Annotated in this window: 25 protein-coding genes, 2 rRNA genes and 3 pseudogenes; 22 read left to right on the top strand and 8 right to left on the bottom strand. The window is 55.0% G+C overall.

What is annotated here, in order from left to right; genetic code table 11:
• Window positions 1–96 precede the first annotated feature (96 nt).
• The 4 genes from HMPREF1261_RS01560 (at window position 97) to HMPREF1261_RS12650 (ending at window position 4,100) form a co-directional block, all read left to right on the top strand.
• Window positions 97–3,172, top strand: a 23S ribosomal RNA gene (locus HMPREF1261_RS01560).
• A gap of 157 nt (window positions 3,173–3,329) precedes the next feature.
• Window positions 3,330–3,447: ribosomal RNA gene (rrf, locus tag HMPREF1261_RS01555) — 5S ribosomal RNA — on the top strand.
• A gap of 301 nt (window positions 3,448–3,748) precedes the next feature.
• Window positions 3,749–3,928 (top strand): recombinase family protein, encoded by a 180-nt coding sequence (locus HMPREF1261_RS12930; protein WP_156907265.1) that lies wholly within the window; start codon window positions 3,749–3,751, stop codon window positions 3,926–3,928.
• 10 nt (window positions 3,929–3,938) lie between these two features.
• Window positions 3,939–4,100: a hypothetical protein gene (locus tag HMPREF1261_RS12650; protein WP_023029718.1), complete on the top strand. Its 162-nt coding sequence runs from the start codon at window positions 3,939–3,941 to the stop codon at window positions 4,098–4,100.
• On the opposite strand, the gene HMPREF1261_RS01545 is transcribed toward HMPREF1261_RS12650, so the two are convergent.
• Window positions 4,087–5,279, bottom strand: a protein-coding gene (locus tag HMPREF1261_RS01545) for an IS3 family transposase (RefSeq protein WP_100067808.1) whose coding sequence is annotated in 2 segments (ribosomal slippage) — window positions 4,087–5,000 and window positions 5,000–5,279 — 1,194 coding nt in all. Because the reading frame shifts where the segments join, the coding sequence is not laid out codon by codon here. The two genes, HMPREF1261_RS12650 and HMPREF1261_RS01545, sit on opposite strands and share 14 nt — an antisense overlap.
• Window positions 5,280–6,580: 1,301 nt before the next feature.
• Here HMPREF1261_RS01545 and HMPREF1261_RS01530 point away from each other — a divergent pair.
• From HMPREF1261_RS01530 to HMPREF1261_RS01510, 5 genes and pseudogenes are all read left to right on the top strand, one after another.
• Window positions 6,581–7,162 carry a hypothetical protein gene (locus tag HMPREF1261_RS01530; RefSeq protein WP_023029717.1) on the top strand — a complete coding sequence of 194 codons (582 nt, stop codon included), beginning with the start codon at window positions 6,581–6,583 and terminating at the stop codon, window positions 7,160–7,162.
• Between the two features lie 205 nt (window positions 7,163–7,367).
• Window positions 7,368–8,561 (top strand): annotated as a pseudogene (locus tag HMPREF1261_RS01520) (IS3 family transposase).
• Window positions 8,562–8,758: 197 nt separating this feature from the next.
• Window positions 8,759–9,007: an IS3 family transposase gene (locus HMPREF1261_RS13195; RefSeq protein ID WP_156907263.1), complete on the top strand. Its 249-nt coding sequence runs from the start codon at window positions 8,759–8,761 to the stop codon at window positions 9,005–9,007.
• A gap of 450 nt (window positions 9,008–9,457) precedes the next feature.
• The gene (locus tag HMPREF1261_RS01515; protein ID WP_232207964.1) at window positions 9,458–9,766 is read left to right on the top strand and encodes a transposase; all 309 of its coding nucleotides are present in this window, start codon (window positions 9,458–9,460) and stop codon (window positions 9,764–9,766) included.
• A 36-nt stretch (window positions 9,767–9,802) separates the two neighbouring features.
• A complete protein-coding gene (locus HMPREF1261_RS01510; RefSeq protein ID WP_023029713.1) occupies window positions 9,803–10,078 on the top strand; it encodes an IS3 family transposase in 276 nt (91 codons plus the stop codon).
• Between the two features lie 40 nt (window positions 10,079–10,118).
• Here HMPREF1261_RS01510 and HMPREF1261_RS01505 read toward each other — a convergent pair whose 3' ends face one another.
• Entirely contained in the window at window positions 10,119–11,357 is a 1,239-nt protein-coding gene (locus HMPREF1261_RS01505) for an IS256 family transposase (RefSeq protein ID WP_023029712.1), read from the bottom strand.
• 114 nt (window positions 11,358–11,471) lie between these two features.
• Here HMPREF1261_RS01505 and HMPREF1261_RS12640 point away from each other — a divergent pair.
• The 5 genes and pseudogenes from HMPREF1261_RS12640 to HMPREF1261_RS01480 form a co-directional block, all read left to right on the top strand.
• Window positions 11,472–12,055 (top strand): annotated as a pseudogene (locus tag HMPREF1261_RS12640) (IS3 family transposase); the annotation flags it as partial.
• 393 nt (window positions 12,056–12,448) lie between these two features.
• Window positions 12,449–12,703: an integrase core domain-containing protein gene (locus tag HMPREF1261_RS13190; RefSeq protein WP_084538495.1), complete on the top strand. Its 255-nt coding sequence runs from the start codon at window positions 12,449–12,451 to the stop codon at window positions 12,701–12,703.
• Between the two features lie 107 nt (window positions 12,704–12,810).
• Window positions 12,811–14,337 (top strand): LGFP repeat-containing protein, encoded by a 1,527-nt coding sequence (locus HMPREF1261_RS01490; RefSeq protein ID WP_023029709.1) that lies wholly within the window; start codon window positions 12,811–12,813, stop codon window positions 14,335–14,337.
• Window positions 14,322–14,774: a hypothetical protein gene (locus tag HMPREF1261_RS01485; RefSeq protein WP_034657812.1), complete on the top strand. Its 453-nt coding sequence runs from the start codon at window positions 14,322–14,324 to the stop codon at window positions 14,772–14,774. The genes HMPREF1261_RS01490 and HMPREF1261_RS01485 overlap by 16 nt, the downstream gene beginning before the upstream one ends.
• Window positions 14,775–15,101: 327 nt before the next feature.
• Window positions 15,102–15,320: pseudogene (locus tag HMPREF1261_RS01480) on the top strand (transposase); the annotation flags it as partial.
• Between the two features lie 419 nt (window positions 15,321–15,739).
• On the opposite strand, the gene HMPREF1261_RS01475 reads toward HMPREF1261_RS01480, so the two are convergent.
• The gene (locus HMPREF1261_RS01475) at window positions 15,740–16,723 is read right to left on the bottom strand and encodes a pseudouridine synthase (protein WP_034657811.1); all 984 of its coding nucleotides are present in this window, start codon (window positions 16,721–16,723) and stop codon (window positions 15,740–15,742) included.
• Between the two features lie 183 nt (window positions 16,724–16,906).
• On the opposite strand from HMPREF1261_RS01475, the gene HMPREF1261_RS01470 reads away from it, so the two are divergent.
• From HMPREF1261_RS01470 to HMPREF1261_RS01460, 3 genes are all read left to right on the top strand, one after another.
• Window positions 16,907–17,806 (top strand): universal stress protein, encoded by a 900-nt coding sequence (locus HMPREF1261_RS01470; protein WP_023029705.1) that lies wholly within the window; start codon window positions 16,907–16,909, stop codon window positions 17,804–17,806.
• Window positions 17,807–17,985: 179 nt separating this feature from the next.
• Window positions 17,986–18,237: a GlsB/YeaQ/YmgE family stress response membrane protein gene (locus HMPREF1261_RS01465; RefSeq protein ID WP_023029704.1), complete on the top strand. Its 252-nt coding sequence runs from the start codon at window positions 17,986–17,988 to the stop codon at window positions 18,235–18,237.
• A 78-nt stretch (window positions 18,238–18,315) separates the two neighbouring features.
• On the top strand, window positions 18,316–18,924 hold the full coding sequence (locus HMPREF1261_RS01460; RefSeq protein ID WP_023029703.1) for a TetR/AcrR family transcriptional regulator: 609 nt from the start codon (window positions 18,316–18,318) through the stop codon (window positions 18,922–18,924).
• Here HMPREF1261_RS01460 and yidC read toward each other — a convergent pair.
• Window positions 18,881–19,825 (bottom strand): membrane protein insertase YidC, encoded by a 945-nt coding sequence (yidC, locus tag HMPREF1261_RS01455; protein WP_023018167.1) that lies wholly within the window; start codon window positions 19,823–19,825, stop codon window positions 18,881–18,883. The genes HMPREF1261_RS01460 and yidC overlap by 44 nt on opposite strands.
• A 43-nt stretch (window positions 19,826–19,868) precedes the next feature.
• Here yidC and HMPREF1261_RS01450 point away from each other — a divergent pair, with 43 nt between their 5' ends.
• Window positions 19,869–20,531 (top strand): class E sortase, encoded by a 663-nt coding sequence (locus HMPREF1261_RS01450; RefSeq protein WP_005279672.1) that lies wholly within the window; start codon window positions 19,869–19,871, stop codon window positions 20,529–20,531.
• The gene (locus HMPREF1261_RS12820) at window positions 20,531–20,683 is read left to right on the top strand and encodes a hypothetical protein (protein WP_005279674.1); all 153 of its coding nucleotides are present in this window, start codon (window positions 20,531–20,533) and stop codon (window positions 20,681–20,683) included. The genes HMPREF1261_RS01450 and HMPREF1261_RS12820 overlap by 1 nt, the downstream gene beginning before the upstream one ends.
• On the opposite strand, the gene HMPREF1261_RS01440 is transcribed toward HMPREF1261_RS12820, so the two are convergent.
• Entirely contained in the window at window positions 20,680–21,210 is a 531-nt protein-coding gene (locus HMPREF1261_RS01440) for a DUF2020 domain-containing protein (RefSeq protein WP_005279676.1), read from the bottom strand. The genes HMPREF1261_RS12820 and HMPREF1261_RS01440 overlap by 4 nt on opposite strands.
• Here HMPREF1261_RS01440 and HMPREF1261_RS01435 point away from each other — a divergent pair.
• Both HMPREF1261_RS01435 and HMPREF1261_RS01430 read left to right on the top strand, forming a co-directional pair.
• Complete coding sequence (locus HMPREF1261_RS01435) at window positions 21,209–22,372, top strand: sensor histidine kinase (RefSeq protein WP_005279677.1); 1,164 nt, start codon at window positions 21,209–21,211, stop codon at window positions 22,370–22,372. The two genes, HMPREF1261_RS01440 and HMPREF1261_RS01435, sit on opposite strands and share 2 nt — an antisense overlap.
• 37 nt (window positions 22,373–22,409) lie before the next feature.
• Window positions 22,410–23,048, top strand: a complete 639-nt coding sequence (locus tag HMPREF1261_RS01430; RefSeq protein WP_023029700.1) for a response regulator transcription factor — start codon at window positions 22,410–22,412, stop codon at window positions 23,046–23,048.
• A gap of 1 nt (window position 23,049) precedes the next feature.
• On the opposite strand, the gene HMPREF1261_RS01425 is transcribed toward HMPREF1261_RS01430, so the two are convergent.
• On the bottom strand, window positions 23,050–23,361 hold the full coding sequence (locus tag HMPREF1261_RS01425; RefSeq protein WP_005279679.1) for an Lsr2 family protein: 312 nt from the start codon (window positions 23,359–23,361) through the stop codon (window positions 23,050–23,052).
• A 185-nt stretch (window positions 23,362–23,546) separates the two neighbouring features.
• Window positions 23,547–24,179 (bottom strand): DUF6474 family protein, encoded by a 633-nt coding sequence (locus HMPREF1261_RS01420; protein WP_005279680.1) that lies wholly within the window; start codon window positions 24,177–24,179, stop codon window positions 23,547–23,549.
• A 68-nt stretch (window positions 24,180–24,247) separates the two neighbouring features.
• Between HMPREF1261_RS01420 and HMPREF1261_RS01415 the strand changes: the two genes are divergently transcribed.
• Window positions 24,248–25,681 carry a TM0106 family RecB-like putative nuclease gene (locus HMPREF1261_RS01415; RefSeq protein WP_005279681.1) on the top strand — a complete coding sequence of 478 codons (1,434 nt, stop codon included), beginning with the start codon at window positions 24,248–24,250 and terminating at the stop codon, window positions 25,679–25,681.
• Here the strand turns inward: HMPREF1261_RS01415 and HMPREF1261_RS01410 are convergent.
• Window positions 25,678–26,976: a hypothetical protein gene (locus HMPREF1261_RS01410; RefSeq protein ID WP_023029699.1), complete on the bottom strand. Its 1,299-nt coding sequence runs from the start codon at window positions 26,974–26,976 to the stop codon at window positions 25,678–25,680. The two genes, HMPREF1261_RS01415 and HMPREF1261_RS01410, sit on opposite strands and share 4 nt — an antisense overlap.
• Window positions 26,977–26,981 lie beyond the last annotated feature (5 nt).

Below are 26,981 nucleotides of genomic sequence, written 5' to 3'. Positions count from 1 at the left end.
GATTTTTCTTTTTGTTTATTTTGTCAAGTTCACTTGTTGCCACTGCATACGGATTGTGTGACCTTTGTGTTGTGTGGTTTGTGTGTGGTGGTTGGTGTGTTCGTTATTTAGGGCACATGGTGGATGCCTTGGCATGCTGAGCCGATGAAGGACGTGTAAGGCTGCGTTAAGCCTCGGGGAGTTGTCAATAAAGCGTTGATCCGAGGATGTCCGAATGGGGAAACCTGGCCCTGGTTATGTGGGGTTACCCTTCAGTGAATTCATAGCTGTTGTGGGGGTTACGCGGGGAAGTGAAACATCTCAGTACCCGTAGGAGGAGAAAATAATAATGATTCTGCTAGTAGTGGCGAACGAACGTGGATGAGGCTAAACCGTGTGCATGTGATACCTGGTAGGGGTTGTGTGTGCGGTGTTGTGGGGCCTAGCTTTGTGTCATCTACCAGTGGCACGCCCTGTGCATTGTTGTTAGGTGAAGTGGTTTGGAATGATCTACCGGAGTAGGTGAGAGTCCTGTAGCTGAAGATGATGATGTGGGGGTTGTTGGGTTCCCGAGTAGCAACGGGCTCGTGGAATCTGTTGTGAATCTGCCGGGACCACCCGGTAAGCCTAAATACTCAGTGTGACCGATAGTGGATAGTACCGTGAGGGAATGGTGAAAAGTACCCCGGGAGGGGAGTGAAATAGTTCCTGAAACCATGTGCTTACAATCCGTCAGAGCACCTGTTTGTGTGTGATGGCGTGCCTTTTGAAGAATGAGCCTGCGAGTCAGCGGCATGTCGCGAGGTTAACCCGTGTGGGGTAGCCGTAGGGAAACCGAATCCTAATGGGGTGATAAGTGGCATGTCCTGGACCCGAAGCGGGGTGATCTACCCATGGCCAGTGTGAAGCAGCTGTAAGAGGTTGTGGAGGCGCGAACCCACGTAGGTTGAAAACTGCGGGGATGAGCTGTGGGTAGGGGTGAAAGGCCAATCAAACTCCGTGATAGCTGGTTCTCCCCGAAATGCATTTAGGTGCAGCGTCGCATTTAGCTTGGTGGAGGTAGAGCGACTGGTTGGTTGAGCGGGACTACAATCTTAGCAATGTCAGCCAAACTCCGAATGCCATCAATTGTGTTGTGCGGCAGTGAGACTGTGGGGGATAAGCTTCATAGTCGAGAGGGAAACAGCCCAGATCGCCGGTTAAGGCCCCTAAGGGTGTACTAAGTGGAAAAGGATGTGGGATCGCGAAGACAGCCAGGAGGTTGGCTTAGAAGCAGCCATCCTTGAAAGAGTGCGTAATAGCTCACTGGTCGAGTGGTTCTGCGCCGACAATGTAGTGGGGCTCAAGTACACCGCCGAAGCCGCGGCAAGCAACATACGTTGTTTGGGTAGGGGAGCGTCGTGCATGGGTGGAAGCGTTACCGTGAGGAGGCGTGGACTGTGTGCGAGTGAGAATGCAGGCATGAGTAACGAATTGTAAGGTGAGAATCCTTACCGCCGGATGACTAAGGGTTCCTGGGTCAAGTTCGTCTTCCCAGGGTGAGTCGGGACCTAAGGCGAGGCCGACAGGCGTAGTCGATGGATAACCAGTTGATATTCTGGTACCCGTACATGTGCGCCCATGATAAAGCACGGATACTAACCACTGCGGATACGCTACCTGTTCACTTTTTTGAGTGTTGGTGGTGTTGATGTCGTGGGGCCTGATGTGTGGTTCAAGTGATGGGGTGACGCAGTGAGGTAGCCGCGCCACTTATTGGATTGGTGGTGTAAGCGTGTAGGCCGTGTGGTAGGTAAATCCGCCGCACTTTGTGGTTGAGGCGTGATGCGTAGACCCTAAAAGGGTTGATGGTGGTGATCCTGTACTGTCGAGAAAAGCCTCTAGCGAGTGTGTGTATGGCCCGTACCCTAAACCGACACAGGTGGTCAGGTTGAAGATACTAAGGCGTTCGGGTGAACTGTGGTTAAGGAATTCGGCAAAATGCCCCCGTAACTTCGGGAGAAGGGGGGCCCTGTGACGTGAAGACCTGTGCGGTTGGAGTGTTGTGGGGTCGCAGAGAATAGAGGGAAGCGACTGTTTATCAAAAACACAGGTCCATGCGAAGACGTTAAGTTGATGTATATGGACTGACGCCTGCCCGGTGCTGGAAGGTTAAGAGGACCGGTTAGTAACCTTTGTGGTTGCGAAGCTGAGAATTTAAGCCCCAGTAAACGGCGGTGGTAACTATAACCATCCTAAGGTAGCGAAATTCCTTGTCGGGTAAGTTCCGACCTGCACGAATGGCGTAACGACTTCTCTGCTGTCTCGACCACAGGCCCGGTGAAATTGCATTACGAGTAAAGATGCTCGTTACGCGCGGCAGGACGAAAAGACCCCGGGACCTTCACTATAGCTTGGTATTGGTGTTTGGTTCGGTTTGTGTAGGATAGGTGGGAGACGTTGAGGCTATCACGCTAGTGGTGGTGGAGTCGTTGTTGAAATACCACTCTGATCGGATTGAGCATCTAACCTTGGCCCATGATCTGGGTTGGGGACAGTGCCTGGTGGGTAGTTTAACTGGGGCGGTTGCCTCCCAAAATGTAACGGAGGCGCCCAAAGGTTCCCTCAGCCTGGTTGGCAATCAGGTGGTGAGTGTAAGTGCACAAGGGAGCTTGACTGTGAGACAGACATGTCGAGCAGGGACGAAAGTCGGGACTAGTGATCCGGCACCTACTTGTGGATGTGGTGTCGCTCAACGGATAAAAGGTACCCCGGGGATAACAGGCTGATCTTCCCCAAGAGTCCATATCGACGGGATGGTTTGGCACCTCGATGTCGGCTCGTCGCATCCTGGGGCTGGAGTAGGTCCCAAGGGTTGGGCTGTTCGCCCATTAAAGCGGCACGCGAGCTGGGTTCAGAACGTCGTGAGACAGTTCGGTCTCTATCCGCCGCGCGCGTTGAAACTTGAAGAAGGCTGTCCCTAGTACGAGAGGACCGGGACGGACGTACCTCTAGTGTGCCAGTTATCCCGCCAGGGGTATCGCTGGTTGGCTACGTACGGAAGGGATAACCGCTGAAAGCATCTAAGCGGGAAGCCTGTTTTAAGATGAGGTTTCTTTTGAGGTCCCCTAAAGACTATGGGGTAGATAGGCCAGACTTGGAAGCACTGTAAGGTGTGAAGGCTACTGGTACTAATTGACCAAAACAAACACACCACAACAACCCCCGAACACCATGTGGTTTAAGGGAAGTTGAAGAGTGTTCTTGTTTAGCGAGTAAACAAAATGTACACATTCCGTGTGTCGCGTCCACTATGCAGTATCTGACACAACACCACACACACATGTGGTGGGTAGTGTTCTAATAGGTTTGTCGGTGGTTAATAGCTACAGGGAAACGCCCGGTCCCATTCCGAACCCGGAAGCTAAGCCTGTACGCGCTGATGGTACTGCAACCGGGAGGTTGTGGGAGAGTAAGTCACCGCCGACACCAAACAACAAAACAACAAAATAGTGTTTATACGGTAGTCCCCGAAAGGCCATCACCCCGAATAATTGTGGGTGGTTGGTGTTTCGGGGACTACTTGGTGTTTCACCCCTGCTTGTATTTGCGACGTGTACTCTGTCGAGCAGGGGGAATGTGTGGTGGGGGTGTCGTGGTTTTACCCCCTAGTGTCAGGTGTGGTGGGTAGGGTGTACGCCAGAGCAACAGGTTCGATAAGGCTCAAAACTGCTGTTGCGATAAGTCCAAGAACGATATTTCTCAGCAGATGCGTGCAACATTCTTAAACATGGCACAACATACTTCATCCCCTGGTGGTCTCACTATCGGCTACTGCCGCGTCTCGACCGCGGACCAGAACCTGGATTGCCAACTCGAGACCATCGGAAACGTAGACCGCGTCTTCACAGATTACGCCTCCGGAGAGAAGGGCGCACCTCGCCAAGGGCGTGTCCACGAACTTCCTTAAGGAACGGGTCATGTATCTACCGAATATCACCGATTCACAGGATCAGTTGACCCTCAACCTCCTCGGCTCCTTTGCCAAGTTTGAACGCTCCTTGATTCATGAGCATCAGGCCGAGGGCATGGGCCTGACCCCCGGAAAGTGGACACGTCGGGGGTTAGCTATGCTGCTCTAGTCAGTGTAGCTGAATTCTCGGCTTCAAAGACGTCAGGAGCTGAAAGATTGCACCAGGAGTGCCGTCGGCGTGTGTTGTAGCGCATGCACCACCGGAAGACTTCTTGGCGGCAGGAGATCGGATTGTCAAAGACTTTCCTGTCACGCAAGATTTCCCGCTTGAGCGTGGCGTTAAACGATTCTGCTAGGGCGTTATCAGCACTCGTTCCTACCGCTCCCATAGACTGGCGCACACCCAACGACGAGCAATAGTTCCTAAAGGCTTGTGAGGTGTACACGCTGCCGTGATCAGAATGGAAAATTGCCCCTTTAAGGCTTCCGCGGACTTTCCTGGCATGGGACAAAGCTTCGATAACCAGTGATACCCGCATGTGATCGGCGAGTGCATGTCCGACAAGTTTGCGCGAGTAGACGTCGATGACCGTGGCCAGGTACATGTTCTTGCCGCCCTTACACGGCAGGTACGTAATGTCGCCTACATAGACGTGGTTTGGCCTGTCAGCTGTGAATCTGCGGCCTACTAGATCTGGCATGACGCGGTGACCAGGCTTACGCCTGGTAGTGACGCATCGGCGGCGTTTGGTAAAGCCTTTAAGTCCCATGGATTTCATGATTCGTGCGACTTTCTTGTGATTTATCGGGCCAAAGCTCGTATCGGCTTTAAGGCTTGCAGCGATGCGTTTAGCACCATAAAGCCCGTATTCATCATCGAAGATGGTCTTGATTCTTGCACCAATAAGAGCATCCGAACACGTCTTTAACCTGCGTTCTTCGCGGGTTTGCACCCATTTGTAGAACGAGGAGCGATTGAGCTTTAACACCTGGCACATCCGCTTAACCGAGAATTCGGTTCGGTGGTCATAGACAAACTGGAAGCGGATCACCAGTGAGTCTCTTCGGCAAAATATTTCGCGGCCTTGCGCAGGATGTCACGTTCTTCGCGCAGCTTTGCGTTCTCTTTTTCTAACTGGCGGATCCGTTCGGAATCATTCGCTGCTTGGACCTTGTCGCGCATGCTTTTTGTGCGGGCACGTTTGCCGGTGCCGTACTTCTTGATCCAAGAATGCAGCGAGGCACGGTTGATACCGAGCTCTGCTGATGCTGAGTTCAGTGAGAGGTCCTCATTGTTTTCGTAGAGGGCCACGGCATCGCGTTTGAACTGTTCGGAGTACCTGGACATGGTGGTAGATTACCTTTCTTCCAGCCCGACTGGGCTGGATATCAGGTGTCCACCAAACAGGGGTCAGGTCCCATCGCCCTGGCCAAGGCAGTCAGAAAATAAGAAAGAAGAGCAAAGAAACTCACAGACAAGGAAGTCAGGTATTTCCGAGAGAAAACCGCCGTGGGAGTGCCCAAGACCAAGCTTGCCCGCGAGTACAACGTCAACCGAACCATCCTCTACCGTACATTCGAACGGGAGTAATTAATCGAGTCCGAAGTTCCCCAGTTTCTTGTTAAGGTCTAACAGATACACCAGCTCATGTTTCTTCTTGGCCGCTCTCGCCTCAACTGCTTCCCTCGCCCCAGCAGCTGCAATCCGCAATGAAGCCGCCATCGCTGCGGCTGAAGTGGGGAGGAGGTCGGCAACGCTGCTCAGGCTGGTGAGAGTGACTGTGATGGTCGGAATACCGTACCCTTGAGTTGCTAGGCATAGACCAGTTTCTTTGGCTATCCGGGAGCCCTTCACTGTTTTCCGTATATCTATAAGAGTAGGGCGCACTTCGTCTCGCCATAGCTCTTCAATGTCACTAGGAAGCGTCTCGTCGAGGGCGGATGACTGAAAGTCTCTTCGACACCTCGGAGTATCTCCTGGATGGCCGGCCGCCACAGCCTTTCGCCTTCCACACGCTTTGGGTCCATCGACGAGCATCTTCCCAGGCTGCGCATCATCTGGCGGAAGACCGGCAACGGCACCTCAGATTCTTCCACTCCCAGACGCTGCAATGCCTCTGGTGGAAGATCCGCAACCGTTTCCCACACATTGTCTGGATCTAATCCACGTAGAGGGGAAACGTCCACAGCAAAGACGCGGCAGGCGCGATCAGATCAACCTGATCGGCATATAACAATGAGCTCCGAACAAGGCGGAGTTCATTGTGCAAGACAACCGCACCACTAGCACGTCTACTGGTGGGAGCGGCTCCCACCGTGAGTGTAAAACCGCGGTCTAACCGCTGCTGTTTCCGGCGAGTGTGGCGCGAGGGCCGACTTGGATTCTTTCCCATAGAATCATTATTCACCGATCGTCCCCCCGCCCGTCCTCGCTTCGAAAACAACAAGGCTGTTTCGTTGAGTATCATCTCGTCACGGAACTGCTACAGCCGAAAAGCGGATAGCGTCTTGGTGGTCAAAGCACCTTCTTCTCCTTATACACAGACAACGGCTGTCTAGTTCCCTGGTGGCTGTTTTCTGACCACAGCGATCGTGGCTTGCATCCCGTCATATGGAAGTTGTCTTTGAAGGCTAGGCTACAATTTCAGGGTGGAATCACAGCTAGTCGCCTACATCGATGAGTCCTCCGCCCTTAGACCCCCAGACCGGCAGGAGTACCTGGTGTGTGCAGCCATCATCGACACTCAAGACTTGGAAAAAATACGCGAGGAGCTGCGTCCACTACGACTTCCTGGCCAGGTCAAACTTCACTGGACCGACGAACGTAATAGCCGACGCCGAAAAATCGTGGACACCCTTTCTGAGATCGACTCCATGCAAGCGATCATCACCCACCAGAGTGAAGTGAGCAAGAAGACGGAGAGGCACCGCAGGAAATGCTTGGAGCAGATGTACTTCGAGCTCTCCGAGATGCACGTCCACAACGTCACTTTGGAAAGCCGGCAAGAAGCACAAAACAGGCGAGACGTCGCCCATATAGTTGCCCTGCAGGGCCAGGGACAAAGTGCTGGCATCCGACTGCGACACGTACGCGGTGGCGATGATCCCCTGCTCTGGATTCCAGATGCCGTTCTGGGAGCACTGAACTCCGTCCATCTAGGGGAAGAGCAGTACTGGGAGAAGCTGCACGAGAAAGTGGTCCTCAACCGTCCCACCCCGGATTCCCTCTAGAGGCAGGCGAAGACCCTGGGTCCAGTCGTCCGGCTGGGGTCCCAGGGTCTTCTTCCGATCCTGTCGTAACAGGTGGCAATAACACTAGGGTAGCACCATTTGGCACCATTTGGCACCATTTGGCACCGATAGGGGACCTGACCCCTGTTTGGTAGACACCTGATATCCAGCCCGGTTGGGTTGGGAAGAAAGGTAATCTACCACCATGCCTAGGTACTCCGAACAGTTCAAACGTGATGCTGTGGCCCTCTACGAAAACAATGAGGACCTCTCACTTCACGCGGCTTCAGCAGAGCTTGGAGTCAATCGTTCCTCACTTTATTCCTGGATCAAGCAGTACGGCACCGGCAAACGCGCCCGCACGAAGACCCTGCGTGACAAGGCCCAGGCGACGACTGATTCCGAACGGATCCGCCAGCTAGAAAAAGAAGTCTCTAAGCTGCGCGAAGAACGCGATATCCTGCGCAAGGCCGCGAAATATTTTGCCGAAGAGACACGCTGGTAATCCGCCTCCAGTTTGTCTATGACCACCGAACCGAGTACTCGGCTCACACGGATGTGCCACGTGTTAAAGCTCAATCGATCCTCGTTCTACAAATGGCTCAACACCCGCGAAAATCGCAGGTTAAAGACGTGTTCCGATGCTCTTATTGGTGCAAGAATTAAGACCATTTTTGATGATGAGCACGGGCTTTATGGTGCTAAACGCATCGCTGCAAGCCTCAACGACGATACGGGCTTTCCTCCGATCAATCACAAGAAGGTCGCACGCATCATGAAATCCATGGGGCTGAAAGGCTTTACTAAGCGGCGTCGGTGTATCACCACCAGGCGCAAGCCTGGCCACCGCGTCATGCCAGATTTAGTAGGCCGTAAATTCAGCGCTGACAGGCCGAACCACGTGTACGTAGGCGACATCACCTACCTGCCGTGTAAGGGCGGCAAGAATATGTACCTAGCTACGGTCATCGACGTCTACTCGCGCAAACTCGTTGGCCATGCTCTGGCCGATCACATGCGGGTATCGCTGGTTATCGAAGCTTTGTCCCATGCCAGGAAAGTCCGCGGAAGCCTTACTGGGGCAATTTTCCATTCTGATCACGGCAGTGTGTACACCTCACAGGCATTTAGGGACCACTGCGCCCATCTTGGTGTGCGCCAGTCCATGGGAGCAGTGGGTACAAGTGCCGATAATGCCCTGACAGAATCCTTTAATGCCGCCTTAAAGCGTGAAGTTTTGCGTGATCGGAAAGTCTTTGACAATCCCATTGTCTGCCGCCAAGAAGTCTTCCGGTGGTGTATGCGCTACAACACGCGCAGACGGCACTCCTGGTGCAACCTTCTAGCCCCCGACGACTTCGAAGCACTCACATCGGCTACACTGACCAAAGCAGCATAGCTAACCCCCGACGTGTCTACTTTCCGGGGGTCAGGCCCCCTCATGACCAGGCCCCAGGCCTCGGTTATGATCCGGTTCATCGATAAATACCGGAATCATTTCTCTGTCGAGTTCATCTGCATCGGCGTTGAAAAATAACCGGGCTGGTGGGTTCATCACCTCGCGTGGTTATCGCCAGTCCAAAGCCCGTGGGTTAAATGCTCGTCGCCTTCGTGACGGCTGTTTTAGTTGAACGCATTGGTGCTGTTCATCGGGATAATGACGGTGTCTTAGGCGTGCGGAAAATGTGGCATGCACTTCACCGTGACGGAATCGACATCGGTCGTGAGCAAACCGCCCGGCTGATGCGCCTGGCTGGTGTTTCTGGCAAAGGCAAAGGCGGATCACCAATCACACCCCGTACACCTCAACGTGCCGAATCTGCGCCCAGACTTGGTCGAGCGTGAATTCAAAGCCCAGGGCCCGAACAGGCTGTGGGTGGCCGACATTACGTATGTTCGTACGAAGAAAGGCTTTGTGTATGCCGCATTTGTCACTGACGTTTGCCCCCGGCGGATCATTGGGTGTGTGGATTTGGGGTAGTTGGTACCGTGAGTCCGCGTAGTTGGTACCAGGGTTACGCGTACCTGGTACTGCCAGGGTTTTTCTTTCATAGTTGATGTTGGCGACACCACGATTCGTTGGTGTCGCATCAACTTCTGCCTGGAAGGAGCCCGTTGTTGTGGCTAACTTCAAACAGATCCTTGCGGTGTGCCTTGACGGTGAGTTATACGCAGATAGCACATACATTGGGGTGGGGCCTAACCCCCAACGTGTCCATTTCCGGGTGAGGTTACCCTCGTTTAGTGGACACCCGATTAGTGCGGATTTTGTGTCCGTAAGAGAGGATGTTCATTGTGAGTCAACAACGTCAGAAATACACGCCGGAGTACCGGCGTGAAGCCGCGAACCTGGTAATCGAGTCAGAACGCCCGATTGCTCATGTGGCTAAGGAGATTGGTGTCGCACCTGGCCTTTTAGGTCGGTGGGTGAAAAATGAGCGTCAACGCCGAGGGTCCTCTGATGGGTTAAGCGAGGCGGATCTTCGTGCTGAGAATGCTCGTCTGCGTCGTGAGCTGGCAGAAGCCAAGATGGATAACGAGTTTTTGTCAAAAGCGACAGCCTTCTTCGCCGCACAGCAACGCGATCAGAAAAGTTCGAATTGATGCAGCCAGAGCAAGGCGAATTTCAGTATCAAGCGCATGGCACGCTTGTTGAAGGTGTCTCGGTCTGGATACTACAAATGGGCCCATATGCAGCAGCAACGCTTATCCGGTAAAGATGATCGGATATCTTTTTACGATGATGTTGATCGTAAGATTCATCAGATCTGGAAAGACTCCGATGAGGTCTATGGTGCCCCGCGGATTACCGCAGAACTCGCCGAGCGCTACCAGATCAGTGTAAATCGTAAGACTGTGGCCAAGCGGATGCGTCTGATGGGCATTGAAGGGGTCAAGTCCCGTGTAGTGGTGTAGCCGTTTGTGCTTTCGGCTCGGTATGAAGTTCGGGGTTTGGTTAGGCGGTTAGCTGGTTGTGGTCACCATTGGCGTCTCCTGTGCGGTGCATGAGGTGTCTGGTGTGTTCGAGTGCGGTCAGTGACATGTAGCGTTTTTGTTGGATCCAATCGTCGTGTTGCTCGGCTAGGACCGCACCGACAAGCCGGATGATGGATTCACGGTTCCAGAAGATGCCCACAACATCGGTGCGCCGGCGGATTTCCCGGTTTAACCGTTCTGTGGGGTTATTCGACCAGACCTTCGACCACACCGACTTCGGGGCTGCGGTAAACGCCAGTACTTCATCGAGTGATTCCTCCAGATAGGTCGCAACTTGCGGGAACTTCGGCTCTATTAGATCGACTACCTCACGGGCTTGGGACCAGGTGGATTGGGCATCTGGTTGTTGAAAGATGGTCTGGAACATTGCAGAGACCATAGGCCACTGTGTCTTCGGGACCTTCTCGTAAAGGTTCTTCGCAAAATGGGTGCGGCACCGCTGCCACGACGCATCAGGTAGCACTTCGGAAATGGCGTGCTGGATGCCTTCGTGGGCATCACTGGTAACCAAGTAGACATCGGAAAGCCCACGAGCTTTTAAGTCTTGGAAGAAGCCTTTCCACGACGCGTTGGATTCCGTGGTGGCGACATGCATGCCAAGCATCTCGCGATACCCGTCAGCGTTGACCCCAGTGGCAAGCAGCACTGAGCATTTGACCACACGGCCGCCTTCGCGCACTTTGATTGTCAGCGCGTCGCAGGACAGGTAGGCGTAGCCGCCGGGATCGAGCGGACGATTTTTGAAATCGGCGACCATCTCGTCGAGTTCTTCTGACATGCGTGAAACTTGGGATTTCGACATGTTGGCAATGCCTAGTGTTGCCACTAGATCATTCATCCTGCGGGTGGAAACCCCTTTGAGGTAGCAGGTTGCAATGACGGTCGATAAGGCCCGTTCTGCCCGCGTACGGCGTTCTAACAACCAGTCCGGGAAGAATGCGCCGTGACGCAACTTCGGTACTGCGACATCGATCGTGCCGACACGGGTGTCAAGGTCGCGGTGGCGGTACCCATTGCGGTGGTTGACGCGTTCGATGGAGGCAACGCCGTATTCGGCGCCGCAGACGGTGTCGGCCTGGGCGGAGAGGATTTGGTTGATAAACCCTTGCAGCATCTGGCGCATCAAGTCAGGGGAGGCTTGAGCGAGCAGATCATCCAAGTAGGTTGCAGGGTCGATAGAATGTGGTGCAGCGGTCATCGTCATATGCCTTTCGGTGAGATGTGGTAGTTGAGTCGAAAGGTTAACTGACGGTGACCGCCCCACTATTTCCGGGGCTCACCATCAGCAAGCGTTACACCACACTAAAGGACGCAACCCATTGAAGGGATTTCACCGCGTGCTTTTGTGCCGGTGACAACGATTCAATCTAAGCGTAAGTCAAGTCTTCCTGACCTGGTCAAGCGCATGTTTGATACCGGTGAACTTAACCGGGTGTGGATGTCAGATATTACTTACCTGCGCACTGGCGAGGGCTGGTTGTACTTATGTGCGGTCCGCGATGGTCATTCCCGCAGGGTGCTGGGCTGGGCTATGGATAGCGTGCAAGATACTTCCCTGGTCGAAAGGGCCCTACGGATGGCGCATACGCTTCCGTGGTGACGTTCCTGACGGGCTGGTGTTTCACGCTGACCGGGGGACGCAATTTACCAGCGAGAAGCTCTGGGAGGTGTGCCGCAACCTGGGCATTGCTCAATCTGTAGGGCGTACCGGGGTGTGCTTCGATAACGCGATGGCCGAGTCGTTCTGGTCGACGCTGAAAACCGAGTTCTACGACCGGAAGCGCTGGCCAACCCGCGATGCTGCCCGCAAGGCCGTTGCCTACTGGATTGAAGTCGTCTACAACCGTCGACGCCGGCACTGAAGCCCTCGGGATGGTCAGCCCCGTCGATTTCGAGAACCACACCAGCCTAACCACCAGCAGAAAAGAAATCGCTGCCTAACCACTAGGTAGCTCCACTACGTGTCCACGATTTGCGGGCAACCCCACGGGGGTCAGGCCTTCACTCTTAAGCTGCCTCAATAGTGGCCGCCGAATCCGCATAGGAGACTTTGATATGCGCATAGTCACCTCCCCAATGGAACCGGACGAAATCGGACTCGATGCGCACTTCAGGCATTGCCGCCGCAAGCACTCAATCAAGCGACCCAAGTGTGCGAGGGAAACAACAGGTCTTATTCACCATTCGGATCACGGCTTATAGTACGTCAGCGTTGTCTACAACCAGCGACTTTCCCAGCACGGGATCACTGCTTCCACTGGGACAGTTGGCGACTGAAATGACAATGCACTGGCTGAAAACGTTAATGGCTCTTACAAGAACGAGCTGATCCATACTCGCAGGTGGGATGATGTTGTCGAGGTAGAAATCGCCACGTTTGAGTGGGTGTCATGGTGGAACGAGGTAAAGCTTCATCAAAGTCTGGGATACCGAACCCCAGCCGAGGTGGAAACCGAATTGTGGAAGAAGAACCCGCAACAGGGAATAATAGAAATCAAGGCACATGCCGAGGAACAAAACTTGGGGCACTTCAGACGTTGTTGACTCACAATGAACATCCTCTCTTACGGACACAAAATCCGCACTAATCGGGTGTCCACTAAACGAGGGTAACCTCACAATCATCTTTTTCTGATTCATTATCGTCATCAGTGTCACAGGATACTTTTCCTGCTAATCCTAGTGAAAATTCCGTAGAGGAAATCGACAGTAAAGAAACGTCAGATGAATACCCCACTCCAGTACTGCCAGAGTGGGCTAAGGGGGCCTCGTCTGAAACTGTAGAGACTGAACTTTCACCGGAAGAAGTCTCCGAGTGGACTCCGACGAAATCTCCGAAATCTACTGTACGCCCTGGAGAAATGCGTAGCGATAGGGAAGAAATACCGGGTGATTTCACCAAAGAAGAGGCGGATCTTGCAGAAACAAAAGAAGCACAGCTGCAAGAAGAAGATAACCCGACCCTAAATTCTGCCCCAGGTTGCAAAGTTTACTGGCCTTCTCCTTTTGAAGTATGCGGTGCAATCCGGGAACTTTATGATTCCATTGGCGGACCGAAAAGCTTTCTAACGTTTCCTAAAAGCAACGAGCTAACGAATCCTGACGGTATCGGTAAAAGGTCCGAATTCGTCAACGGGTTTATCTATTGGCACCCAAAGACAGGTGCTCATACTGTTAGCATTCCTGCAACCGTCGTGTGGGCAAAGCATGGTTGGGAACGCGGGCACTTCGGGTACCCAATGACTAATGATATCGCACTTGGGGATAGTTGGTATAAGCAGAAATACCAAGGTGGCTACATCTACACACGAAACTCCATTCCTGCAGTACAAGCAGGAATTCAGGGGCGAATCTATGACAAATGGCAGGACATGGGAGCCCAAAAGAGTACCTTAGGTTTCCCTATCAGCAGTGAAGAAAAAACACCTGACGGGATCGGGCGATACAACCTTTTCCAAAAAGGAATTATGGTTTGGCACCCCAAATTCGGCGCTCACGCTATCACCGGTGATGTCCTACTCCAATGGGTGTATGCAGAAGCAATCGGAGAAGGTCAGGGGTATCCCACAGGAGATCCACAAGATTTTCAAGAGGGGTGGAAGCAGCAGTCCTTTGAAAAAGGAAAAATTTATGGTTTCCAGCTAGAAAAATTTTTCCCAGAGTACCTCCCTGGGGCAGGACTCGAGCAAGATGCACCTACCCTACAAGCCAGCGGAATTGCCGGAGGTAATGACTACACCGATGAACTTCTTTTTGAAACTAGGGATATGTGTGGTAAGCTGATATTGCTGCGTCGTGGATGGTTTAATACGACGGACAGAGCACCATGGGGATACGACAAAATTGTTTATAAACACAACATTTGGAGTCTGTGGTCTATAAAAACCGTGCTTAATAACTCTTGTGTACGAGAGCCACAAGGCCCTTCCATGAGATATGAAGAAATGGTTTATCAAATCAAATGCTCTGATCCAGTAGGAGCAGTTTGCCAGCTCACTGGTAAATCTTTTGCATACCGTGCGATTGTTGAGCCGAAACCTCGTGGAAACGCTTCAGAGCCACGCGGAATTACTACCATGTATCCCGTTCACAATACTGGCACTCATGGAATGAGCGACAAGGCTCCTAGCCGGTTTAGTACAGATATTCCCACTTTGGATTTATGGAAATGGCAGTAGAATCAGAGCGTCATTTTGATTTAAAGGCCGCTGCGTTCTCTTTGTCAGAAATCCTTAATAGGGACGCTTTGAGTGAAAATAGGTTTAGGGATGAAGACGCTACATCATTGCCTAAATATCATGGCGCCACTGCTTGGATTAATACCTTTTTATACATTGTTTTAGAAGTGGAAACTCCTAACGGTACAGCCCTTGTAGGGTTTGAAACCATCTTCCACCCTGAGGGAACTTTTCGAGAATACTCGGTTGAGTATGAAAATGTCCACGACTTATGGGCGTACGAAATTGCTGGCGAATCGTTTCTTAAAAAACTCGATTTTGAAGATTCAAATCGTATCACTTGGTTGAAAACTGATAGGAAAAGTTTCGTTCCTTCTACATGGCGCGATTTGCTCGATTTTAATGATGCTTCGAATCAAATATGGATGCAAAATTAAAGGATTTCCTTTTGACTATTGCCATGAAGGGGCTTGACCACTTAATGCGAGATGACTCGTATCCACCATTAGGTCATCTATCCACCATTAGGTCATCATAAATAGCTACTACCCGACACGGTCAGAACCGTCAAATTCATCATCTGATTGGCGGAGAAACCACCCATAAATGGAAGGATAGAGGCTTCTGGCTGGTTCAGCGGTTGCGTCCGCTAGTGTGGTGTATCTGTAACCCGTGGTAAGCCTCGTGCCGGTGCACAATAAGGCGACCATCACGGGTACCTTTCGAATCAACTTCAACCTATCCTCGAAAGGAATAAAACCGCGATGGCCGCTAACCCCCATCATATCGATCCCACTGCGTATCTGGAAGAATTGCTCACCCAAGCCTCCCCAGACTTGATGCGACAGATGCTTACAGACTTCATTAACCAGATACTTTCAGCTCAGGCTGACACGGTCTGCGGCGCTGATTACGCCACGGTACCTCCACAACGGACTAATACCCGCAATGGCTACCGTCACCGGTCCTTAGACACCAGGGTTTAAGTGCCCCGAGTTTTGTTCCTAGGCATTTGCCTTGATTTCTATTATGGGCCTAACCCCGACGTGTCCAATTTCCGGGGGTCAGGCCCGCTGACGCGGCCTTCAGCAACTCGTTGGTATCTCGAAGCTCTTGATTCTCACGGCGTGGCCTCGCGTTTTCGGCGGCCAAGTCTTCGGGCACTGGTTCTGGGGGTTTCCTGCGCGACGAGCAGGCTTAAGTCCATTGACGAGCCGTGCGCCATGAAACCCCGAGCTTTGGGGCTACTGTCTAGCACGCGGCCTGCATCGACATATTTTCCGCCAAGATACGATCCTCTACAAGACGGACCACACGGTCCTTTGCATCCTGGTCAAATTTTCTTGGCATGTTCCAGATTTTCCCATCTACTCAAACGGAACAAAACCTGGAACACTTCAGCCTAAAGCAATTTGTGCATGGCCAATGGAAGGCCTGAGGTGAAATGGCGCGGCTTTCCGCTGAGTGGATCCGTGAATTCTAAGTCCGTTGCTGTTAAGTGCATGGGTACGGACATGTCTTCGGCCTCCTCGGGGAAGATCGTGGGGTAGACCGGATCGCCGAGGATCGGTATGCCCGCCTGCCACATGTGCAGCCGCAATTGATGGGTCTTCCCAGTCTGTGGCTTTAGGGTGTAGATGCCGAGGTCAGCTAGTGAACCGTGAACTTTTTCATAAGGGGCCTTATCAATGGGTTCTACCGATTCTAGTGTGGTGAAAGCATTTGGTTCACCTTCTGCTATCCGGCCCTGGATTTCACCGGGCGTTTTAGTCAGGCGGGAGGACCATTGGAGGGGCGTCTGCAAGCTGCGGAATTCCGCGACCGCCTGGTAGGTCTTGTGGACTTTCTTTTCCGCGAAGAGGGACTGGTAGGCGCCGCGGACATCCTTGTGCTTAGTGAATAGAAGGAGGCCGGAGGTGAGGCGGTCGAGGCGGTGTGCCGGCACTAGCTCGTTGTTTCCGGTGGAACGGCGGAGGCGTACGGTGGCGGTTTCGACGATGTGCCGGGCGCGCGGCATGGTGGCCATGAATGGGGGCTTATCGGCTACCAGGATATTGTCATCTTCATAGATGATGGGGATGTCGTAGGGTACGGGTATTTCTGGTGCGGGGATGCGGTAGAAGAAGACATCGACATCCTTGCCGAGCACGGTACCTGGCTTCAGGGGAGTTTGATCGCGCAGGACTACCTCGCCCGCGGTGAAGCGGTCACGCAGAGCCTGTGCATCATCATTGGGGTGGCGGTGGCGCTGGGAGGATATGACTTCGCTGAGGAAATCCCAGGTGGTTAGGCCTGCCTCCGGGGTGCGTACGCGCGTAGGATTGAGCCCATTTTTGATGGGCAAAGGGGTGAATCCTTTTCTGCGATGTATTAGTGTGTTTGGCATGGATATTAATTCTCTCGCGGACCAGGTGATGGCTTTTTTCTCTGACGGAATTGGCGCGGTGTTAAGGGACGTATTCCGGATGCTCCTCGAAATTTTCTCTCCGTCCAATTCTGATCCTGCAACTGTCAACCACTAAGCCTAATCCGTACTATAATTAAGTTATAACCACTGAAAGGAAAGATCATGGCTAAGGAAGACATTGTAGTCGTCGCCGTCGACGGCTCTGACGCCTCAAAGAATGCCGTCCGTTGGGCAGCAAATACGGCGATGAAGAGGGAAATCCCCCTGCGCATCGCATCGAGCTACACCATACCGCAGTTCCTGTATGCGGAAGGTATGGTCCCACCGAAGGACCTCTACGATGACTTGCAGGATGAAACCCTGGAAAAGATCGAGGAAGCTCGTGCAATCGCTCACGAGGTAGCCCCGGAGCTCAAGATTGGGCACACCATCGCAGAGGGTTCTCCGATCGACATGCTGCTGGAAATGTCTCATGACGTCACCATGGTCGTGATGGGCTCGCGCGGTATGGGTGGCCTGTCCGGCATGGTCATGGGCTCTGTTTCCGCCGCGGTTGTTTCCCACGCTGCGTGCCCGGTAGTCGTGGTGCGCGAAGATAATAATGTCACCGATTCCACCAAGTACGGCCCGGTTGTCGTTGGTGTGGACGGTTCCGAGGTCTCTCAGAAGGCCACCTCCTATGCTTTCCGCGAGGCTCAGGCTCGCGGCGCGGCCCTCGTTGCCGTGCACACCTGGATGGATATGCAAATCCAGGCATCCCTCGCCGGCCTTTCTGCTGCTCAATCTGAGTGGGCAGAAATTGAAAAGGAACAGGCTGAGGTGCTGGAAGAAAACCTGAAGGAACCGCGCGAAGAGTTCCCCGATGTTGAGGTAAAGAAGCAGATCACCCGTGACCGCCCCGTCCGCGCGCTGACGGAAGCTGCCGAGGGTGCGCAGCTTCTCGTCGTTGGTTCCCACGGCCGCGGTGGGTTCAAGGGCATGGTCCTTGGATCTACTTCCCGCGCATTGCTGCAGTCTGCACCGTGCCCGATGATGGTGGTACGCCCAGACGACGAAGGCTAAATATTTCACTAGCCTGACTTCCCGGCGCTCTTCTCCCCGGCTTTTGCAGCTAGGGAGTGGAGCGCTTCTGGTGTTTTAGAGCCACTTTGCTATACAAATGTGTCGTATTTGTTATCCCCAGGTGAGTCACAGGGGTTTACACTGGGAAAGACTCGATACGTTTATATTAGGAGGAAATCATGGGACTAGGTTTAGGTCTATTCACCTCGATCATCGTTGGTATCATCGCCGGCTGGCTGGCGGAGAAGATTATGAAGCGTGACCACGGGTTGTTTACCAACCTAGTGGTGGGTGTTGTCGGCGGTCTCATCGGTGGCATCATCATCCAGTTGCTGAATATTGAGGCTAGCGGTGGTTGGATCTTCTCCATCATCGCGGCTACCGCGGGTGCTTGTATTTTGCTGTGGATTGTGGACAAAGTGAAGCAATAGTCCGCATATAATTAGCGTACATACCGGTTTGTCTATAAAGTATGGATGAACCGGTTTTGTCGTTGTAGAGAGGAATCCATGGCAGAGAAGAAGTCGCGCCGCAATCGGCCCAGCCCGCGAAGCAGGCTGCTGGAATCTGCAACTAAGCTCTTTAAAACCGAGGGCATTCGCGTCATCGGTATTGACCGCATCTTGCGTGAAGCGGATGTGGCCAAGGCGTCCCTATATTCCTTGTTTGGCTCCAAGGATGCCTTGGTCATTGCCTATGTAGAGTCTTTGGATGAGCAGTTCCGCCAGGACTGGGAGCAGCGGACGGCTGCCATGCAGGATCCGGATCAGAAGATTTTGGCCTTTTTTGACAAGGCCATCGAGGAAGAGCCGGAAGAAGGTTTCCGCGGTTCGCACTTTTTGAATGCAGCGGGCGAGTACCCGCGGCCGGAAACGGATTCGGAGCGCGGCATCGTTGCGGCTTGCATGCAGCATCGCACTTGGGTGCATTCCACCCTGACGGCGCTGTTGACCGAGCGCAATGGCTATCCCTCGGCCTCCCAAGCAAGCCAGCTCTTGATTTTCCTTGATGGAGGTCTCGCCGGAGCCCGCTTGACCAAGGAAGCCGGGCCGCTATATACGGCCCGCGAGCTGGCTACTCAGATGCTGTCGGCCCCTCCTGCTGATTATTCGATCTAAGGTACTTGCGCGCCTCTAGGCGCAGCCGGTTGACCCGCTTCTTTTCCTCCTTGGAAAGGGCGGGCTTTTTATCTTTCTGGCGCCATGCGCGGATGCTCTCGCGGCGCATCTCGTGGACTTCTTCCGTGAGCGGGTAGCGCTTGTGCAGCAGGATCTCAAAGACGATGGTTTGGACCAGCGTGAACAGGTAAGCCCAGCCCCAGTACAGGATGATGGCGACGGGAAGCGGACCGCTATGGGCCAGGTACCAGAGCAAGATGGGAGCCACAATCAGCAGGATGCCGATAATAATGAAGATTCGGCGGTTGACCTTTTGATCAAATTGCGTAGTGAGGAAGCTGCGCACCACGGAAATGATGGAGTTGGCCAGGGTAAAGGCAATGGCGGCAATCACGATTGGGTTGAGCAGATCGCCGTGATCGCGGGCGAAGTCCGTGATGGGGACCCCGGAGTAGGTGGTCTCCCGGAAGGCTGCGACATCGGCAGCGTCAAGCATGCCCACCGTGGACGAGCCCTGTTCGATATTCGACATGCGCAAGATGACTTGGTACAAGCCAAGGAAGGCGGGGATCGTAATCAGTGGGGGAATACAGCCGGCAGCAGGCTTGTAGTTATAGCTCTTGGACAAATCCTGCTGTTTTTGGATGAGCTCCGCCATCTCCTCGGTGGTTTCGGCGTGATTCATCTGCTCGTTAATCCGCGTGCTTTCTGGGCGCATGAGGACGCTGATGCGACCGGAGCGCAGTGCCATCCAGTTCAGCGGGGAGACGATACCGCGGACGGTAATAACCAGCAGGATGATGGAAACAAGCCAGGCGGTGGATTCATCGACGAAGCTACCGATAAGCCAATGCCAGAATTTCATGATTCCGGAAACCGGGTACATGAAGACTTCGAACATGCTTAACCTTTCGATGTGGCGGTATATATTAGGGTGTTAAAGCATGACTAAAGTTCTTGGGGAACTCATGCTTACCATTGGCGTGGTTTTGGTCCTCTTTGCATTCTATGAAGCCTATTGGACAAATGTGGAATCAGGGCGGCTACAGGACGAGGCCAATGCGAAGCTGGAACAGCAGTGGCGCAACCCACGGGAGAAAATGGACCCAGATTTGGGAGAGGCTTTCGCGCAGATGCGCATCCCTGCCTTTGGTTCGGATTATCACTTTGCCATCATCCAAGGCACGGATGACGATGATCTTCTGCGCGGCCCTGGCCACTATGAAGACACACAAATGCCAGGTGAGACGGGGAATTTTGCGGTGGCTGGGCACCGCGTGGGCAAGGGTGCCCCATTCAATGACTTGGGTTCCTTGCATACCTGCGATGACATCATCATCGAAACCCAAACGGAAAAGATTACCTACAAGGTGCTGCCCATCGATGGCGAGCACGCAGATTGCTTCGATGAAGTACCAGAAGAATATAGCCATGTTGCCGGCCGGCATATCACCACGCCTGGCGATGTCTCAGTGATCGACCCCGTGCCGGGAACTGAAGCGGACCCCACGCGGGGAATGCTGACCCTCACCACTTGTCACCCACAATTTTCCAACGCCGAGCGCATGATTGTGCACGCGATGGAAGTTGGAAAGGAAGCTAAGTAATGTATCGCGCTTTGTGGAATCTATTGCCGGGGCCGAAGCCTGTGAAGGCGCTGCTCGCCGTCGCCATTGCGGTGGGAGTGTTCTTCCTCCTCATGGAGGTCGTCTTCCCCTGGGTTTCGCCGATGATGCCCTATAACGACGTCGCGGTTTAAAGCCCTAAATTGGCAATGGCTTCTTGGGCAATCTGCTCGGACTTGAAGGTTTGTTGCTGATTGCTCCACACCAGCACCGCGTGGGTGTCCTTTTGCACGGCGTAGACGGCCTGCTCATTGACGATGCCCCGTCCGCCCTCCCAGCCTGCAAAGGAGGCGGGCTCGGTGGCATCGATTGGCGCGGCCCAATCCACCGCGGCGCGGGCGTCTTCTACGGTGGGCAAATCGCGCACGATAACGGTAGCTTGCGGGTTGTCTTGATAGGACCAAAAGACACACGCGGGGATGGGAAAGCGAGTGTCGATGCCCTGCTTGGTAAGGCGCTCGCCATTGGTATTTTCCAACCAGCCGGGATCGATATAGGGACAGTCGCTCCACTCGTTGACCTCTGCGGTCTGTTCCACGTTGACGGCGGCGCTTTCCGATGCCACCTCGTGTTCCGGTTCGGTCTGGTCTGCTTGTTCGGTCTGGCATCCCGCGATCCCTATTCCGGTCACGGCGAGAAGGACAAGTAGGCTTTTGCGCATGAGCTCCACATTAGATCGGGATTCCGATGCGCTGCGCACCGGCATTCATTTCTTAACGGCGGTCCTGTTGGTGGTGGGTATTTTTACCTCGGTGAAAATGCCGCTATCCCAGTCCCTTATCAACCTATTGCTATTGGTGGGGTTCGCGGCGGTCTACTTTGCGGGATCGATCTATGCGGAGCAGTGGCCGCGGCCCATGCACTACCTGTGGATAAGCATCCTCACGGTGTTATGGGGCGCGGATCTATTCGTGGCTCCCGCCGCCATCTACCTGGTATTCGTCATGTACTTTTTGTACCTGACCGTGCTGGATATGGCTGCGGGTATCCTATGCGTGATTGGCGCTACCGTTCTTACCATCGTGGTGCAGATACCGGGAGGCTTGACCTTTGGCGGGGTGATGGGCCCGGCGGTCTCGGCACTGGTCACCGTGGCGATTACGTATGCGTTTCGCACCCTATCGCGCATGAACCGGGAGCTCATAGAAACCCGCACGCAGTTGGCGGCCACGGAACGAGATGCCGGCATGGTGGCCGAGCGCCAGCGCATCGCCCACGAGATTCATGACACCTTGGCCCAGGGATTGTCATCGATTCAGATGCTCCTGCACTCCGCCGACCGGGATCTGGATAAGGGAGACATTCCCGCCGCCCGCCGGCGCATTGAGCTTGCGCGGCGGGCCGCCGCGGATAACCTGCATGAAGCGCGGGCCATGATTGCTGCGCTTCAGCCGCCCACTCTAACGGAGACGTCCCTCGAGGCGGCGCTGACGCGCATGGCGGAAAACTTCGCCGCTACGGCGGGGTTCCAGGTGGAGGTCGACAGCGAGGGTGCGGAGCAACAGCTGCCGATGAAAATAGAGGCGGCGCTATTGCGGATTGCACAGGGGGCGGTGGGGAACATCGTCAAGCATGCCGGTGCCAGCCGCGCCCGGATCACCGTCACCTATGAAACCGACGAGGTGCGCGTGGATGTGGTGGATAATGGGCAGGGTTTTGAGCCCGCGACGGTGGAAAGCGCGCCTGCGGGGCTGGGGCATATTGGCCTATCTGCCATGCGGCGCCGCGCGCAGGAGCTAGGCGGCGATGTGGTCATAGAATCCGCGCCGGGGGAGGGCACGGCTGTGTCAGTTAGTATGCCCTTGGATAAGGCGGTAGATTAAACTTTTGGTTGAGAAAAACATCGATAGGAGGGATGTCGTGATTCGGGTCCTTTTGGCAGATGACCACGAGATCGTGCGGCTGGGGCTGCGTTCGGTGCTCGAAGGCGCAGAAGATATCGACGTCGTGGGCGAGGTAGCGACGGCGGAGGCCGCTGTGTCCGCGGCGCAAGCAGGTGGTATCGATGTCATCCTCATGGACCTGCGATTCGGGGCGGGCCTCGAGGGAACGCGCGTGATGGGTGGCGTCGAAGCCACCGCGCAGATTCGCTCCTCCATGAGCACGCCGCCCAAGGTGCTGGTCATCACCAATTACGACACCGATGCGGATATCCTCGGCGCCATCGAAGCAGGCGCGGTGGGCTACCTCCTAAAAGACGCCCCGCCGCAGGAGCTTTTGGATGCCGTCCATTCGACGGCGGAGGGGGATTCGGCGCTTTCGCCCATCGTGGCCGATCGCCTGATGACCCGGGTTCGCACGCCCCGCACCTCGCTGACCCCGCGCGAGCTAGAGGTGTTGCAATTGGTGGCGGCGGGGGCCTCGAACCGGCAGATTGGCCAAGACCTCATGCTTTCTGAGGCCACGGTGAAATCCCACCTAGTGCACATTTATGACAAATTGGGCGTTCGCTCGCGTACCTCCGCGGTGGCGGCCGCCAGGGAGCAGGGCGTGCTTTAATCTAGTGGGCCGCGTTGTAGGCGTCGATGATGTTCTGGGGGATCTTGCCGCGGCGTGCTACGTCATGGCCCTGCTTTTGCGCCCATTCGCGGACCTTGCGTGGATCGACCTGTGGGGATTCCGCATCGGGAGCGGCATGTGCGGCCTCGACAAAGGGGGCGATTGCCTCGTGGAAGCGGCGGGCATTGTCGCGGGATAGATCCATCAAGTAGCTGCGCCCATTGACGCTGAACCGGACTACCTCTAATTCATCCTCACCAATGAGTTGATTATCAAGGTCATCATAAAATTGCGTGATTTCGCGGCGTGCCATAGTACCTCCATGGTTTATTGCATCGATATGTTTACCTAATACCGGTATTTGGAATACGAATTAACTCTAATTCAATTTTACCAGTGTGGAAATTAGTAGACAATAAAGTTTTAGTTAGTGGCCCTCGCGCATAAAAATATCGCCGCCACCTAAAAGGTGAACGGCGATGGGAGGCGGAAGAGAAATTATTCGCCCAGGCGCTGTTGAATCTCCGCGGTAACGGAATCGATCTCTCCGCTAATGGTCTTATGTGCACGGCGGCGCTGCTGCTCCGTCATGAATTCGGCGTTATCGATCGCGGCATCAACCTCTTCGAGGCGCTCGCGCACGTCCCGCTTGAAGCCGGCGGGCAGATCCACGTCCTTGAGGGAATTACGGATGCCGGCGGTGCGGGCCTTGAGCGGGGCGCCGTAGCCGGAAAAGGAGGCCATTTCTGCGGAACTTACGCCCGCCTTGTGGGCCTTGCGCTTTTCTTTTTCGGACTTAAGGCCCACTAATGCGCGATAAACGAGGGGAAGCAAAAGCGGGGCGGCGGTGCGCAATGCACCTGCATAGCGCTTGACCTTGCCGGCATTAAAGTGGCCCTCGCGCAGCTTTTCCAGTTCCTTTTCCGCCATCTTCTGTTCGTGTTTACGGCGCTTTTTGAGACCCTTTTCTTCGGTCTTAAGAAGGTGCTTTTCTTGCTTGGCAAGGAGCTTTTGTTGGCGGCGACGATCCTTCGACTGGGCCTTTACCTCAGCCTTGGCGCGCGCCTTCGCCGCCTTGGCCTGCGCGCGTGCTTCCTGGCGAGCCTTTTTCAATTTCTTGAGGATACTCATTATTTTCCCTTACGTTCGATCGAGTCTGGATTCAACATTACCTTGCTGTTCTATTAAGCTCACCCGGTGTGGAGGATGTCGTTGTAGCTTCGGATCTCGTTGGGTGCCGCTATCGCTTGGCGCAGCGGCGCGCCCACCCGGAGATTCCGCGCACCCGAGCCTCGATTGCTCGGGCCGAGCGCCACAGCGCCGCCGTAGACGCGGTCATGGAGTTATTCCCGCGTAAAGCCCCTGGCCGTTTCCGGCGCATCGATCTAGAAGGTGACGATTGGGAACGCGCCATGGCCACGCTGGAGGCCATTGCCTCCGGCTATACCCACATCACCAATGCGGTCTTTGCCACCGAAAAGTGGAAAGTGCACGTGGAATTGCTGTTGCGGGAGGCGGGCTCTTATACCCCCATTATTGTGAGCAACCACCGCGTGGCGCGCAAGCACCCAAAGAAGACCACGCTTGCCGTGCCCACCCACCGCCTTGGGTTGAGCGAGCCCATGGAGGTTCCGTATAAGGGCCGCCACCATGCCGTCGATGGCTATCGTTTGGCGCTCGCCGCCGAGGCCCTGGAAGATATGGGCCTGAACTCCGGGCGGGGCGGTGCGATAGGCCAAGACCGCCAGCAGGCCTTTTTCACGGAGACGGCGAAGTTTGACGTGCAGCGCGCCTGGGATAAGCCGCTGCCCACCGCGCCGGTGCGGGTCAAAGAGTGCGCTAGCTGCAGGTTCTGGCCCTTGTGCGAACAAGAACTGGTGGCGGCGGACGATATTTCCCTTTTCTTGCCGGGCGATCGCGCCCGCCCCTTTCGCGAGCGCGGCATTACCACGGTGCAGGCGCTTATCGATGCCAATGTGGGCGAGCCCTCCCGCCTCGCCGCCGCGTGGCGTGCCGGGCAGACGCTGCTGCGCCGCGGGGATACGTCGGTGCCGCGGGCGGATGTCGAGGTGGATGTGGACATGGAGGCCTACATGGACCAAGGCGCTTACCTGTGGGGCGCGTGGTTCGAGGGCGAGTACCACCCCTTCGTGACGTGGGAGCCGCTGGGCGGGCGCGCTGAGGCGGAGAACTTCGCCGAATTTTGGAGGTGGTTGATGCAGCTGCGCGATACAGCGCATGCGGAGGGCAAGACCTTTGCCGCTTATTGCTATTCCGCCCACGGCGAGAACCACTGGATGCGCCGCTCTGCGCAGCGCTTCCGGGAGGTGGATGAACGGGAAGTAGAAGACTTTATCTCTTCCCCAGAGTGGGTGGATATGTTTGCCTACGTGAAGAGATCCTTCGCGGGGCCCTTTGGGCTGGGGCTCAAAGTGGTGGCCCCAGTGGCGGGATTCCGGTGGCCGGAAGAGGACTTTGATGGCGAAGAATCCGTCAACGCGCGCCGAGAGGCCCTGGCCGGTGACATGAGCGTCCGGCAGCGCCTCTTGGACTATAACGCCGGCGATGTCCACGCCACCCGGATAGTGCGCGAGTGGATGAGCGCCGGCGCGCCGGGAATCCCAGAACTCTAGAGCGCCGCGAACAGGGCGTAGATTACCGCCAGGATGGCGATGCCGATATAGATTTGGTTCCAGTCCGCGGTGGTTTTCGGCGCGGGACCTTCCGCCTTTTTCATCAACACCTGCTTTTGGGCCTTGACCGCGCGGGCGACGAATATGGGGTAGACCGCCAAAGAACCGATGCATAGTAGCGAGGCCACCACCTTGAGCACGGAGATATCCGTGCCCATCCAGATGAGCAGCCCCCCATTGACGAATGTGGCGCGCAACAGGCCCCACCGATCCAGCTCCTGAAGCCCCGCGCGGACCGCGCCGGGGCCACCGCCCATGGTGGTGGGAAGAAGATAGCTCATGACTCCGATGAGCAGCTGCGCCGCAAAGCCCACCACGAGGCCGAGCGTGGGAAGCCCTGGTTCTGCCACGAGGAAGTGCTGCGTGGTGTAGTACGCCAGGGATAGCACCAGCCAGAGCGTGGCCATCAGCACCGAGACGGAGGCAAAGTTAACGCGGTCGCGCGGTGCGCGGGCGACGTCGATGACATTGCCAAGCCACTGCTGCAGGCTTAAGATCCAGCCGATGCAATAGATGATCAGCCCAAGCTGCGGGAAGTTCAGAAACGCGCCGATGGACGTTGCCACCACGCCCAAGGTAAGCAGCGCGAACGAGGAGGACATGCGCTCATTGGTGCCCTGCGTGCGCCAGATCGTGGGAAAGAGGATGGTCAAAGAACCTGCCGCAGCAAGGCCGATGAAACCGCCGATATTGGCGGCGATATGGGCCAAGAGCAACTGCGGTTCACCCGGGTGAATGGCCAGGATCGCGCCGAAGACCGCACCGACCGGCAAGCACAGCGCGGATAGCACGTAGGCGCCGACAACTGGGCGGAAGCGCTTATCCTTAGCTGTTCGCCACTGGGCAAACAGGGACACCGCGTGCCATAAAACGGTAAGCGCGATAAGCGTGGCACCGATCTGGGTCAGTATCCAGTGGTGAGCCCAGAATTGCACGAGGATTTGGCCCGCGACGGCGATGATGATGCCGATATTGAGGATATAGATGCGCGCGAGCTGTTTGGGGCGGGCGGAATCCGGCAGTTTTTGTTGCACGAATTTTTCAGTCAGGTGCTGCGACCACACCAGGATGCTGTTGGTGACCAGGCCCAACGTGAAGAGGTGGATAAGTACCCAGCGATAATTGGGCACGAATATGTGCGCTGCGCCCACTACGATGAAGACCATCATCCAGATGGACACGGGGCGTGAGGCTTTGCGGTGCCAGGTGCGGCTCGACCACTTATCTTGAGGCATAAAAC

Origin of the sequence: Corynebacterium sp. KPL1818, from assembly GCF_000478135.1 — a bacterium.
In the GTDB taxonomy this organism is placed as follows: Bacteria; Actinomycetota; Actinomycetes; order Mycobacteriales; family Mycobacteriaceae; genus Corynebacterium; species Corynebacterium accolens.
This window is presented reverse-complemented; position numbering and strand designations above follow the sequence as displayed.